This is a genomic window from Bacillus sp. FJAT-42376 (genome assembly GCF_003816055.1).
Taxonomy (GTDB): domain Bacteria; phylum Bacillota; class Bacilli; order Bacillales; family Bacillaceae; genus Metabacillus_B.
On record NZ_CP033906.1, the window covers coordinates 3453248 to 3466355 of the forward strand.

The following is a 13108-nucleotide window of genomic DNA, read 5'->3' on the forward strand; positions in this document are numbered from 1 at the left end:
TTTATCGTTTACTGGTATTTCCCGTCAAGAAAAACTAAGGCCTAGGACTTAAACAATACATACGTTCCTATCTTTTTAAGGGTTACTTTTCCTTTTTCAAGGTAACAATTTCCGCCTTGATCTCCCGGCTCATAAGCAATTGCCCACTCATCCTCATCAGGCAGGGCAAATTCCGCTTCCATTTCCCAAGCCTGATGAATAACCGCGATATCCGACCAGGTTCCATACTCCTTCACATCTTTCAAATGATAAAAAATGGCGTACGGCGGTGAAGGAAGGGTATGAAAATGACGCTCTGCTTTTTCCTTGCTGCCCAATCTGAATGCACCGTGCGATTTCCGCAGGGCAATAAGCCGTCTTATTTCCTGAATATCCTGTTCATGCGCTTCTCTTAAATTCCAGTCAAGCTGATTGATTTCATCACTTTGATTATAGCTGTTTTCGCATCCTTGTTTTGTCCTGTAGAACTCCTGTCCGGCATGCAGAAAAGGAATCCCCTGAGATAGAATGACCATGGAGGATGCGAGTTTCTGATACTGGCGAAGCTTTTCATCCGAAGCTCCCGGAACCGCTATTTTCAGTTTATCCCAATACGTATGGTTATCATGTGATTCTACATAATTGACGGATTGAGACGGATCCTCGAGCCATTTCACAGAATCCTGGCTATATTGAACAATCCCTTTTATAACAGATAAGGTTTCATCCTTTTTGCCTTCATCACCCATAGAAAATCCTCTGTCTCCATGAAGGAATGTGCTTCCTTTCACCATATCGCGGAAACGGTCATTGAAAAATGCAACACCCGGAATTTTTTTCGCGTTAATAATCGTCGTTTTTCGGTCTGCTCCCAGAGGAGTTGATAAATCCCAGCCCTCTCCGAGAAGAATAGCATCTTCTTTAATGAGAGCCGCTTCGGTTCTTACCTTCCTCATCGTGTCCAAATCGAGAATTCCCATTAAATCAAAGCGGATCCCGTCCACATCGTATTCTTCCATCCAATACCTGACAGAATCGAGGATATACTTTCTTGCCATTCTTCTTTCTGATGCAAAATCGTTGCCCACTCCGGTTCCATTTGAGGGGTATCCATATTCATCCATCCTGAAATAATAGCCGGGAACGAGCTTTTCAAAGGACGACCGGTTCATATCGTATACATGATTATAGACACCGTCCATAATCATTTTCAATCCATTTGCATGGAGGGCCTGAATGGCTTCTTTTAATTCCCTGATACGGGCAAGCGGATGATCCGGGTCAGTTGAATAGCTTCCCTCAGGTGCGTTAAAGTGCACCGGATTATAGCCCCAATTGTAGCCTCCATTTTCTTCCCCTTCCGCCACTCCTTCAAAATCATAAACCGGCAGCAGTTCTACATGGGTCACTCCAAGACTTTTCAGGTAGGCCATTCCGGATGAATATCCTTTTGCTGTAGAAGTATGGTTTTCAGTAAACGCTTTGAACTTTCCTTTTGCTTGCATCCCGCTGTTTTCATGAATGGAGAAATCCCGGACATGCAATTCATAAATAATCGCATCCGTAACTTGATTTAAAGGCGGAGCCGGAATTTTGTCCACTTGCGCATCAGCAGGATTCAGCAGCACACCCCATTCTCCATTTTTAGATACGGCTTTAGCGTATGGATCAACTGCCTCTCTCCAATTTGAATTGATCAGAGCTTTGAAGCGGTAAAATTCCCCGTAATGGTCCATCCCGGCCGACACACTCCAAACGCCCTTGTCTTCCTGGTTCATGGCCCATTCTTCAGCTTTTCCGGCAGGATCGGCCAAAATCAGCTTTACCTCCACTGCCGTAGGAGCCCATACGTTTATATAAATACTGTTTTCGCTGAACCGTGCTCCAAGTTCGTCTTCATAGCTGTACAATTCATCAAATTCCGGTGTACGGATCACCGCACCCATCATAAGCTCAGCAGAAAGTCCGCTGGAATCGGTAATTGTCTGCCGTTTTCCGGCTTTGAGCTGAATGCTTGAATGGCATATGCATTTTACAAAGTTCTCAATTTCATAACAATCCGACATGGATAGAGGAGACTGATTCCCCTCATCATCTGTCACGTGAAACGATTTATTAAAAGAATGCTTCCTCTCAATCGGCAGCAAAATGGTAATGGTATGAAGATCATCTAAGTAAGCATCAAATGGGCTGTTTACACTTGTCATTGCTCTTCCCCCCCGGAGAAACGATAAAAAATTGAATTGAATGAATGCCTGCAATTGTTCAGTCTCTCCATAAATTACCGGATCTATAATTTATTTTATGTGCAGACGTCCTTCTTGTGAGAGGACTTCCCTTAATTCCCGCCGTCTTCCTCCCAGCCGCTCCGGATTCGGGATCGGGTATGAGTGTGTGTGAGAAGTGCTTTTACCGACCTCAGCTGATCGTGTTTAATGGGAGAAGAAAAATTTCTCATTTTGGTAAACCATTCACTGAAACCTCTTTTATCGATTATACCCAGATTGTAAGGTTCATTTTGAAAATCGATATAGCCGTTTTGAAAGATCAAGTTTTTCGTGACGGGGAAATCAATCTCTTTTTTCTCCAAAATCCCATTCACAATAGTAGAAGTCCGATTTAACGCTAATAAGGGATTCAATATCTTCATCGAATCCCTGCCTCTTTTAATCGTCCAGAACCGGTCATGGGAGGCAGTCAGTATATCCTCTTTTTTACCCGGAATCCAGGCGATGCATTGAATTCCAGTCGGAGTAATAAGAACAGGGCCGGTTTCAACGGTGGCATTTTTTAATTCAAATACCGCGTCATGCATGTACATATTATGATCTGGAAGCCGTTTCAAGAAAAACTGGAGGCTTTCATCGTAAAAATACCGGCGGTCAAAGTCTGATTGCTCCCTGATTGTCGAACTTGCCCATTTGAGCTGAAAGCGGTAAATTTTATCCAGGAATTCATGCTTCAATTCATCATTGGATGAAGGAACATGGGTAAACATCAAGTCAGGGCTATCCTCAGCGATCTCAATGTCCGGATAAGACGGACTATCTTCTTCGGTTTTATTCTTTTGCAGGGTCCACTTCCCCCAAAAAGGAACCTTCGTCTCTTTTTCGGCCTGATCGGGAAGCCTGACGATAAAAGGATCAAATTTTCTTTCTTCCCAAGCTTTATTGAGCCGGTCCCATTGATGTTTTTTTAACCGGATAAACTGACTTGTATAATGATAGGGATCTGTTTCATATCTGGATATGTAATCTTTCAATTTTATTAGCTGACCCATCATTGGTCTCCTTTATAAAAGTATGGATGCAATCTGCGGGCACAGCAGCGAAGCAAAAATAGCACTGAACGTCATGGCAGCGGAACTGACAGCTCCTGCCTCTTCTCCGTATTCCAGCGCTTTCGCTGTTCCGACTCCGTGGGATGCGGCTCCGAAACCTATTCCAACGGCCATAGCGTGCCGGATTTTAAGTTTTTTCATCACATATGGTCCAAACATGGATCCTGATATTCCGGCTGCCATTACATAAACAGCGGCGAGTGCCGGGATTCCATGAATGAGGGATGCAATATCCATTGCAACCGGAGCAGTCACCGATTTTGGAAGAAGGGATCGGACGATTTCAGGATTCATCCCGAATAAAATGGCCATATACATCCCGCTGAACAGACCCATCAGTGTACCTGCAAGACAGGCACCTGCGAGCAGCAGGATATGCTGTTTTAATCGGTCCCATTGTTCATGCAGCGGAAATGCAAGTGCTGTCACTGCCGGACCGAGAAACATGCTTATATAGGATCCGCCCTTCATATAGGACTGGTAGGAGGTTCCTGTCAGCAGCAGCACGATGATCAGCATGGCTGTGCTTGTTAAGATAGGAAGCAGAAAAGGGCTCGGAAACCGACTGTGCAATTTTTGCAGTAACTTGAAACAGAGAATAGTACCTGCAAAGGATACAAGGGCCGTCATCATATTTCGGTCCCCTCTTCCCCGTGTTTTGCTGCTTTTCTTTCAAGAAGCTGCTCCGTCCCCCATGAGGAGAGGGACATGACTAAAAAGGTGCTTATGAGAGCAGCTGCCAAGCTTAAAATGCCTTTTCCTTCAAAAAGGTGAAGATATTGAATAAGCCCGACCGTACCAGGCACAAACAAAAGAGTTAAATTCTTCAGCAGAAACGAACTTCCTTCCCTGATCCATTCCGTTTTCACCCACCCTGCTCTTAAAAGGGCGAAAAGCAAGATCATTCCGATAATACTGCCGGGTACTTTGAGGTGTGTGAGCTTTTGAATCAGCATGCCAGCCAGGCTAAACCCAAAAAGAACCGCAGTCTGCAAGGCGATGGTTGAATATTTCATTTGGAACCCGCTTTCATCAGCTGAAAGGAACGAACCGTTTCATACTTGGGGGTTCTTTCTGGATGTGTTTGAAGCAATTCAAAGGAAGCTGCTTCAAACGGGGGAATTTTTAACCCATCCCCTGCCTGCACGCCTGTATAAGGAGCTTTGCTGTCCCATTTTCTTGCCAGAGTAATATGGGGAACGAACGGTTTGGAATCGAGCTTGAACCCATTTTTTATACATTGGGAATAGATTTGTTCCCTTAAATCCGCTAAAGCATCGGATGCCTGTACCCCGAGCCATAAAATTCTTGGGGAATCCTGATGACCGAATGTATGGATGCTTTCAAATTCCAGAGAAAACGGCGGGAACTTCCCTTCTATTTTATCGGCTAAAGCTCCCATTAAATGAATCAGATGCGAATCTTCAGGCGGTTCTCCAAGAAAGGCCAGTGTAATATGGTAATCAAGCGGGTGAACCCACCGCTTGAACGATAACCGGTCCTTCCCGCGGATGAAATGGTGAATGGCTTCTGACTGCCGGACCGGAATCCGGACAGCTAGAAAGTAATGTATACCCATCTTATACCCTCTTTGCTATAAACTCTTATGAACTATTCTAACAAATGAATGGACGGGTTACACAATCCAAAGACTAGGTAAAGGATGATTATTTTTGATATGATATCTTTAAATAGTGTCTGGAGGAATAACATATGGACGTGGCAAATAATATGGCAGATTTAATCGGGAGAACGCCTCTCGTTAAGCTGAACCGTCTTGCACCGGAAGGCGGAGCACAAATTTATCTGAAGCTCGAATTCTTCAATCCAAGCAAAAGCGTAAAGGACCGTGCAGCTTTTCAAATGATCTGCGAAGCGGAAAAAAACGGCTTGCTGAATGAAAAGTCGACCATCATTGAACCGACTAGCGGCAATACCGGGATTGGACTGGCCATGAACGCGGCAGCCCGCGGATATAAAGCAATATTGGTTATGCCTGACACGATGTCCCAGGAACGGATTAACCTGTTAAAAGCATATGGGGCAGAGGTTGTTCTAACTCCCGGAGATGAAAAAATGCCCGGGGCCATTAAAAAAGCACAGGAACTTACTGAGCAAATTGAAAACAGCTATATGCCCATGCAATTTGATAATGCGGCGAATCCGGATGCGCACAGAACGACCACCGCGGTTGAAATTCTGGAAGCCATGAAGGAAGCCGGCATGAAGCTAAGTGCATTTGTCGCGACATCAGGAACAGGGGGGACCATTACAGGAACGGGAGAGGAGCTGAAAAAACAGCTGAAGGACCTTACTGTTCATGTAGTAGAGCCTGCCGGTTCTCCTGTTCTATCCGGCGGAAAGCCGGGCAAGCATAAACTTGTCGGAACAAGTCCGGGGTTCATTCCATCCATATTGAATGAAGACGTTTATGATGAAATTTTCCGTATCGAGGACGAAGAGGCCTACACGACAGCGAGAAGACTGGCGAAAGAAGAAGGGATTCTTGTCGGGCCCTCATCCGGTGCAGCATGTTTCGCGGCAATCGAGGTAGCAAAACGGCTTAGCCCCGAGGATACCGTTGTATGCATCGCCTGCGATACGGGGGAACGGTACTTGTCGACTGATTTATTTTCTTTGTAATCGGGCATGAAAGATGCCAGACTACAGACCCATGCACCAGGCTCTTTTTCTTTTCTTACCCCAGCCTGCGCTGCTGGCAAACGAGGTGCGTGAAAAGTCCTGAAGAGAGAAAATGATTGAACTCAAAACCCCCTGATCGCATCGTGTCTGAGCATCAGGGGGTTTTGGTTTTTTGAACAATCCTGGTATAGGCTGATTGGAGCGGAAGGTGGCTGACTCCGATGGAATTAGCGGGACAGCTGAGACCCCACAGTCACGGAGCAGGCTTCTCATAGCCTGTGCTCAAGGATGAGAAAGGCTGCCTGGAGCGGAAACCAGCCAAATAAAACGAGATAAAAAGGCTGGAAGTTTTTAATGTGGCTTACTGGACAGCCCCTTCGCCTGTTTAGATCTTCAAGCGTTCTTCCACAAAATTCCCCATCCACAGACAGACATCCCATAAATCAGCCAATGGCTCCTGCGTGAAGGGCACGGTATGCATGTAACCTGGAGGGCCGTATTCAGGCGTAAAGCTTAAGAATCGTGCTTCTCTTTGTCGGTGTATTTCCGCAATCTTCCTCCACCATCCCGCATGGAGGTCAAGCTCTTTCTTATATTCCGGTGCTCTTGGATCAGGTATTTGCGGGCCCTGACTGAAACCCACCCGCGTATGGATATGGACCGTTCTTTGAATGGCGAGCTTTAGCCGCTCCGTTTGGTTCTCGAGCAATGACTCACACACACATGCCCAATGACTGAAATCCGCCGTTATGCTTAAGTCTTCTACATCCTTAAGCAGCCGCTCTGTCGTCCAAGGGGTGAACATAGCTCTCCCCCGGTGTGTTTCATGTCCAATCAGAATTTGTGCCTGTTTTTCAATTTGGACAGCCTTCGTAAAAAAAACCAGCTGGTCTTCATATGTCATATCATCCTTCGCACTTTGAGCATTGATTAAGAGCGGCTGAAACTCCATTGCATCTGTGACCTGCTTTTCAAATTGACTTAGATCCTCTGCAAAAATTTGAGCAACGTAATCAAGCTGATGCTCCTGAAGCAGTTCCCTAAACTCCCTTTGCTGTCCTGGAGGAGGCAGGGGGGATTCAATCCCGCTGTAACCTGCCTCTGAGACAGCTTTGAACTGCTGGCTGAGCGAACCATTCATCCCCCACAGAGATTTGATTTTTTTCAACTTCATTTTGACTTGGAGTAAACAAGGGGGTTCAGCGGGCTATCTACTAAATCGCCTGTTTTCAATCCAGGCATCCACTGCTTTAAATCATTTTCCCTTGCTTCATGATCAATTTCCGAAACCGTCGTACCATCAGCCATATAAATTATGGTCATAACTTCTCTTGTACGGTCCGTTGGATTGCCAGGCGCACTGTGAAGTGTCCATCCATAATGGAAGGTAGCATCGCCTGCGTTCATTCCACCGTACGTCACTGTTTCTAAGCCCTCTGCCTCAATATAATCGCCAAGCGTCCGATGAGACTCGTCCGAGATTCCAAGCTTGCTGATGTATCCGCGTTTATGGGATTCCGAGGCGAACGACATAGAACCCATTTCATCTGATACATCCACGAGCGGCATCCACATGGTAATCGTTTTATTCGTGTCAATCGGCCAGTATGTCTGATCTTGATGCCATGGAGTATGTCCGCCGCCCGGCTCTTTAAACAATGCCTGGTCATGATAAATCCGGACCCCGTCAACACCAAGCAGATCGGCTGCGATTTTGGCAAACCTGCGCGCCATGACAAACTTCTTAACATCCTCTGATTGCTCCCAGAGATTCATAACCTGTATAAAGGCTTTGCCGTACGTATCCCTTTCAGATAAAGGCGCAAGCTTTTCAGTATGCTCAATCGTACTTTGATAAATTACATCACGATAGGCTTTCATTTCTTCCTGTGAGGCAGCTCCCCGCAGACAAATATGTCCTTTATCCTGGTATTCCTGAATTTGATTCTGAGTAAGTTTGTAATCTCCGGTTAGGTCCGGAAGCGTTTCCAATTGGTTTTTCAAAACAATCCCCCATTTCATCATTTTACAGACCGTTATGCCTGTTAATGTCATCATAAGGCATGATGAATGGGTGAAGTTCTTTATTATTGCGCGTGGATGTGCGTTTTCTTGATGTTTTTGATTGTCTCTTGTTTTACACTAGTATAATGACACCCAACCTGGAAAGGATGATGTATCTATGGATGCCGTTAGAGAGTCGCACAGCTTCGATCCGCTGTTTCCTTTTGTATATTTTCACCACTTAAGAGGAAATCCGGAGCAGGAGCCGCGTTTATCCCATTTTCACGATTGGTATGAAATCGTATTTGTCCTCGACGGACAAGGTACCTTTTTTATCGATAAAGAGTTTTTTCCAATGAAAAAAAATGACCTTTTCCTTATACCGGGAAATGTCATTCATCATCCGAATCCTTCTAAGAGGAATCCTTTTCTTTGCAACGTGATTTTATTCCACCCTGCACTTATACAATCCATGGAGCTTGGTGACTTCTTTTCTTTTCTGTCTCCCTTCTCCCAAAAAGAATATCATTATCTTCTTCCAGCTGAACACATAAGAGAGCACACAGAATATTTAATGCGTATGCATACGGAGCTTGAAAAGAAAGAAACAGGATACCGGCATGCTCTTCTCATTCATCTTAAAGGGATTCTCCTGCTGATTGCCAGACAGCAGCCGGTCGTTCCGGAACCATTCAGAAAGCTGTCAAAAAGTGAAGTATGGATGCAGGAGGTATTATTGTATATTGACTTGCATTATACAGATCATGAACTCACTCTGCCTGCTCTTGCTGAGCAGGCTCTAGTCAGTCCCGAACATTTCAGCCGGATTTTCAGGCGGGTAACCGGCTTGACACTCCCCGCCTATCTGGGAGTGAAACGATTGTTTAAAGCGAAAGAACTATTATTGCAAACGGACTTATCTGTTTCGTTTATCTCTGATGCCTGCGGCTATAAAAGCGTATCTTATTTTCACAGCAAATTTAAAGAACAGCTCGGCTGTACCCCCGGAGAGTTCAGGAAGAAAGAGGCCAGATAACTAAAGGGCTGCCTCGTTCCCTTCCTTCCATTTCCTTTTTTCCTTCATTATTCGGTTTAATCTTTCAGAGCTGAACATCATTGCAGCAATCGCAGCGACGATAAACAGCGGGAAGATTCCAATGGTCGTATGCGCTGAGACCATTCCCAGCAGCGGAGGCAGAAAGGTATTACCTGTAAAGGCAAAGGCCATTTGATAGCCTACTATATTCTGAGAGTGCGCCTTCCCGAAATGGACCGGGGTTTCATGCATCATGCAAGGGAAAATCGGCGCCAATCCAAGACCTGTCAAAACAAATCCAGCGAGTGCATAGCCTGCCGGCAGCGGAAGCATCAGCAGCGCTGCTCCTGCTAACGCAACACCCTGTCCAGCTAAAATCAGTACCCGGTTGCTTACCTTTAAGGTGATAAAGCCTGTAATAAACCGCCCGATCGTAATTCCTCCATAGTAAAGGGAAACCCATTGGGCAGCAGTTGCGGCCGGCAGTCCCTTCATATTGACAAGAAAGCTGCTTCCCCACAATCCCATTGCAGCCTCAGCTCCGCAATAAAACAGGAAAGACAGCAGAGCAAGATAAACCCCTTTTATTTTATAAGCCTTGACCTGTTCTCCGGTCGGCTGTTCCGTTTCCCCTTCTGCTCGATCTGCAGACTCACTCTTATCGGCGGCCCGTTTCCATAAAGGAAGAGTAAAAAATAGAACGGCCGCTAAAGCAAGCTGTATCAAGGCAATCATGAGATATCCGTTTCTCCATGAATGATCCGCAGAAATGGACTGTGCCATAATAATCGGACCGAGCGTTGCTCCTACGCCCCAAAAACAATGCAGCCAGCTCATATGGTGCGCTTTATAATGAACGGCCACATAATTGTTCAAGCCGGTATCAATCGCTCCCGCCCCAAGGCCAAGCGGAATAGCGCAGACCATCAGCCAAATCAGTGAAGGGGCAATGGAAAAACCCAAAAGGCCTCCAGCTGTCATCAGGCAGCTGACGAAAGTGACGGGACCGGTACCAAACCGGTTAAGGATTTTGCCGCTTGCAAGACTGGATACGATCGTTCCTGCTGCAATCGTCATGAAAAGCAGCCCGGCCCGGTCCATTGGTTCACCCAAATCTCCCTGCATGACAGGCCAGGCTGCACCAAGAATGGAATCCGGCAGTCCTAAGCTGATAAACGCTAAATAGATAATCAGTAAAAAGAATGTTGCCATGTCTATAAAACCTCCCTCACTTTATCTCTTAATCGAACCATTGGCCATTAGCGACAGCCCCGGGCTCTCAAAAAATATTACTCACAGCCGCAGGGTTTCTTCCCTTTTGTAATAGGCGCTTCTCTGTTTATTTCGCAGATTGCCCCGCAATATCCAAATGCCATTTTTAACAAAGAATTAGCTTTTCTCCGCTCAAATCATCATTTTTTTGTTTCGGTAATGATTTGTTTATTCTATAAAAATCAAAGGTGCAGTCTGAAAAACATCATCTATGTAAAAAGCTCTGAGGATGATGGTGATTTTTAACATCTGGAGCGGAAGGCGCGACATTCCTGCTTAGAGCAGCGGCACAGGTGAGACCACGCAGGCGCCAAGAGGCGAGGAGGCTCATCTCCTGCCGAAGTGAACCGAGCTATAAAAAAAGGGAGACGCATTCTAAGCGTTTCCCTGTTTTCATTTGTTGGTTAAATAAAGCCGTGAGTTCACCATTCCTTCGTCAGCAGCTGGAAGCTCACCGCCCGCCCAGCGAAGAGCGAACGCCTGATAGCTGCATTCAACAGCCAAGTTTAACCAGGCTTTCTGTTAAAGAAATGACTTGATTCAAGATACAGAGCCCGGCTCCTGTTTCACAAACAGCAGCAGGATAACGGCTAGCAGGGATAATATGCCAAAGAATAGATAGACGGAAAAGACAGAGTACGCTTCCAAAATAAAACCGCCAAGAAAAGTGCAAAACCAATTGCCGAGGCCATTCCCTACTGCAGAGTAAAGACTGATTGCCGTAGCTCCGGCGGAAACCGGAGCGAGATCTTTTACATACTGAAGGGCGGCCGGAATAAACAGCCCTGTTGAAAAGCCTTGTGCAATCGTCGTGGCGTAAACGATTGCAAGAGGCGGTTCGAAGAAATATAAAAACCACCTGGCCATTGATACAATGGCGGCAAGAAGGAGGATCTTTTTCATCCCGAATTTCCCAATCCAGCGGTTTGCAAATTTCATAACGGGGGCCTCGCTTCCAGCAGCAAGCATAAATGCCAGTCCAATCCCGGCAAGCCCTCCTCCTAAATCATCTACAAATATCCCAAAATAAAAATTGTTGGCGAGAATCGGCCCTAAGACCAGAAAAGCGACTGTGAGAAAAATAAAATAGGATGGAGCTTTCACAAGGTCACTCATCCCTTTTTTAAAGCTCACCTTGATTGGTTTGCTTTCTCTCGGAAGCTGCCAGGCAAAAATCATCCCTGCCCCCATAACAAGAGTAAATGTATAAAAAATGACGGACAGGCTTGTGGTTTCCGCCAGTTTTCCAACGGCTAGAACCGATACGGCAAATCCAATGGCTCCCCATAGCCTGATTGAACCGTAATCCATTTTTGTCTGCTGAACATAGTTAATGGATATGCTGTCCGACAAGGGGATAATGGCTGCCTGAAATATTGCAAGCACGGCTGCGGCTCCAATGATGAGAGTATAGCTGGATACGGCTGAATAGGCGACTCCCATCAAAGCTGTCACTGCCAGTGCAGCTGTGAGAAGGAGAACAGGTTTTTTGGTTACATCGCTCAGAATTCCCCAGACAGGCTGAATGAGAATCATCACGACCGGACTGATCGACAGAACCATTCCGATTTGACTGCCGGAAAGACCGATTTCATCCCTTAAATAAACGGAAAGAAGCGGGGAAAGCGCCCCAATTCCGAAAAATACAAGAAAATAATACATATAAAAATTCCATTTTACTGAGCGTTTGTTTCTTGCCAGAGAAGCTTCCAATCCAATGTCCTTCTTTCTTTATCGTACTTAAAATCAGCTCCTCTAACTATACCATTTATAAGGAGATACCGGCTTCTAAATTCCATGAATATTCATATAAAAACGAGGCTGGGACAAATAAGGTTTCCGGCTAATAAAAAGCTCTGTTGATTTCCGCTGCAGGCGCTCGCTTCAATCAACAGGGTTTAAAAAATCAACACCATGCTATAACATAGCGAATAAAAAAACCGAACGATTATTTGAAACTCCGGTATAGAGCTTCGTAATCGTTCGGTTTTATTGTTTTGCATGCTTTTCTCAAAAGAAATATTTAGCTTAAGGACAATAATTTTAGTTATGTCCCAGCCTCCTCTTCTTCATTATCTGCGATTCCGTTCTGCGTAAGGATAAATTGGATCCTTCAGTTCGAAATCATACGTTTCTCCGTTCACAAGCCCGACTGTTTTTTCACTGTCATACAGATCAAGCATGAAGCCGGCCATTTCCTTCGCTGTATGGAATTTTGGAACGGCTCCTTCATATTCAAAGCTGTCGAGGTCCATCGAACGCTTCGCAAACTCTGTTTCTGTTGCAGCGGGAGCCAGAACTTTTGCCTGCATAGGAGCACCTTTTGATTTCAGTTCCTGAGCCAGACCTTCAGTAAAAGCACTCACATAAAACTTGGTCGCACAGTAGGTAACGGCATCGGCTACGATGGTATACCCTCCTCCTGAAGAAACGTTGATCAGCTGTGTACCCTCTTTATCCGAATAGTCTCTTGCGAAAAGGGAAGATAAGATCGTTAGTGCCTCAATATTCAAGTGAAGCATCGTCTGGATTTTATTTAAGTTCTGCTCGCCTACAGCAGCGAAGTTCCCGAACCCGGCATTATTAATAAACGTTTCAATGTCATATTCTTTAAGACCTTCATAGAATTTGTGTACTTCTTCTGATGAAGATAAATCAGCCGTACGGATCACAACTTCAAGATCAGCGTTTATGCTTTGAACTTCTGATTTAAGCTTCTGAAGCTCGTCCTCTCTGCGCGCCGTAATAATTAGGTTTTTGCCCCGGGCAGCAAAGGCCAGTGCTGATTCATATCCGATTCCTGAGCTAGCACCTGTGATAACCGTATACTTCAT

General features: G+C 45.4%; 12 protein-coding genes. 2 read left to right on the forward strand and 10 right to left on the reverse strand.

What is annotated here, in order from left to right; genetic code table 11:
• Positions 1-41: 41 nt before the first annotated feature.
• The 5 genes from pulA to thpR form a co-directional block, all read right to left on the reverse strand.
• Positions 42-2186 carry a type I pullulanase gene (pulA, locus tag CEF21_RS17270; RefSeq protein WP_123918528.1) on the reverse strand — a complete coding sequence of 715 codons (2145 nt, stop codon included), beginning with the start codon at positions 2184-2186 and terminating at the stop codon, positions 42-44.
• Positions 2187-2317: 131 nt separating this feature from the next.
• Complete coding sequence (locus CEF21_RS17275; RefSeq protein WP_123918530.1) at positions 2318-3259, reverse strand: NERD domain-containing protein; 942 nt, start codon at positions 3257-3259, stop codon at positions 2318-2320.
• A gap of 12 nt (positions 3260-3271) precedes the next feature.
• A complete protein-coding gene (locus tag CEF21_RS17280; protein ID WP_241156698.1) occupies positions 3272-3952 on the reverse strand; it encodes an LrgB family protein in 681 nt (226 codons plus the stop codon).
• A complete protein-coding gene (locus tag CEF21_RS17285; RefSeq protein ID WP_123918532.1) occupies positions 3949-4335 on the reverse strand; it encodes a CidA/LrgA family protein in 387 nt (128 codons plus the stop codon). The genes CEF21_RS17280 and CEF21_RS17285 overlap by 4 nt, the downstream gene beginning before the upstream one ends.
• A complete protein-coding gene (thpR, locus tag CEF21_RS17290; protein ID WP_123918534.1) occupies positions 4332-4898 on the reverse strand; it encodes an RNA 2',3'-cyclic phosphodiesterase in 567 nt (188 codons plus the stop codon). Before thpR ends, CEF21_RS17285 begins: the two co-directional genes overlap by 4 nt.
• Positions 4899-5032: 134 nt before the next feature.
• Between thpR and cysK the strand changes: the two genes are divergently transcribed.
• Positions 5033-5962 (forward strand): cysteine synthase A, encoded by a 930-nt coding sequence (gene cysK, locus CEF21_RS17295; protein ID WP_123918536.1) that lies wholly within the window; start codon positions 5033-5035, stop codon positions 5960-5962.
• Between the two features lie 385 nt (positions 5963-6347).
• Here cysK and CEF21_RS17300 read toward each other — a convergent pair whose 3' ends face one another.
• Positions 6348-7103, reverse strand: coding sequence for a sugar phosphate isomerase/epimerase family protein (locus CEF21_RS17300; RefSeq protein ID WP_241156699.1), 756 nt, complete (start codon positions 7101-7103; stop codon positions 6348-6350).
• Positions 7104-7132: 29 nt separating this feature from the next.
• Positions 7133-7966 (reverse strand): phytanoyl-CoA dioxygenase family protein, encoded by an 834-nt coding sequence (locus CEF21_RS17305; RefSeq protein WP_241156700.1) that lies wholly within the window; start codon positions 7964-7966, stop codon positions 7133-7135.
• 178 nt (positions 7967-8144) lie between these two features.
• Here CEF21_RS17305 and CEF21_RS17310 point away from each other — a divergent pair, with 178 nt between their 5' ends.
• The gene (locus tag CEF21_RS17310; protein WP_123918540.1) at positions 8145-9002 is read left to right on the forward strand and encodes a helix-turn-helix transcriptional regulator; all 858 of its coding nucleotides are present in this window, start codon (positions 8145-8147) and stop codon (positions 9000-9002) included.
• Here the strand turns inward: CEF21_RS17310 and CEF21_RS17315 are convergent, their stop codons facing one another.
• From CEF21_RS17315 to CEF21_RS17325, 3 genes are all read right to left on the reverse strand, one after another.
• The gene (locus tag CEF21_RS17315; protein WP_123918542.1) at positions 9003-10214 is read right to left on the reverse strand and encodes an MFS transporter; all 1212 of its coding nucleotides are present in this window, start codon (positions 10212-10214) and stop codon (positions 9003-9005) included. It lies immediately after the preceding gene.
• Positions 10215-10814: 600 nt separating this feature from the next.
• Entirely contained in the window at positions 10815-11987 is a 1173-nt protein-coding gene (locus CEF21_RS17320; protein ID WP_123918544.1) for an MFS transporter, read from the reverse strand.
• A 359-nt stretch (positions 11988-12346) separates the two neighbouring features.
• Complete coding sequence (locus CEF21_RS17325; protein WP_123918546.1) at positions 12347-13108, reverse strand: SDR family NAD(P)-dependent oxidoreductase; 762 nt, start codon at positions 13106-13108, stop codon at positions 12347-12349.

Excerpts from the sequence above, each read along its gene's own strand:
- pulA (WP_123918528.1), bottom strand. The coding sequence starts at position 2,186 with ATGACAAGTGTAAACAGCCCATTTGATGCTTACTTAGATGATCTTCAT.
- CEF21_RS17275 (WP_123918530.1), bottom strand. The coding sequence starts at position 3,259 with ATGGGTCAGCTAATAAAATTGAAAGATTACATATCCAGATATGAAACA.
- CEF21_RS17280 (WP_241156698.1), bottom strand. The coding sequence starts at position 3,952 with ATGATGACGGCCCTTGTATCCTTTGCAGGTACTATTCTCTGTTTCAAG.
- CEF21_RS17285 (WP_123918532.1), bottom strand. The coding sequence starts at position 4,335 with ATGAAATATTCAACCATCGCCTTGCAGACTGCGGTTCTTTTTGGGTTT.
- thpR (WP_123918534.1), bottom strand. The coding sequence starts at position 4,898 with ATGGGTATACATTACTTTCTAGCTGTCCGGATTCCGGTCCGGCAGTCA.
- cysK (WP_123918536.1), top strand. The coding sequence starts at position 5,033 with ATGGACGTGGCAAATAATATGGCAGATTTAATCGGGAGAACGCCTCTC.
- CEF21_RS17300 (WP_241156699.1), bottom strand. The coding sequence starts at position 7,103 with ATGAATGGTTCGCTCAGCCAGCAGTTCAAAGCTGTCTCAGAGGCAGGT.
- CEF21_RS17310 (WP_123918540.1), top strand. The coding sequence starts at position 8,145 with ATGGATGCCGTTAGAGAGTCGCACAGCTTCGATCCGCTGTTTCCTTTT.
- CEF21_RS17315 (WP_123918542.1), bottom strand. The coding sequence starts at position 10,214 with ATGGCAACATTCTTTTTACTGATTATCTATTTAGCGTTTATCAGCTTA.
- CEF21_RS17325 (WP_123918546.1), bottom strand. The coding sequence starts at position 13,108 with ATGAAGTATACGGTTATCACAGGTGCTAGCTCAGGAATCGGATATGAA.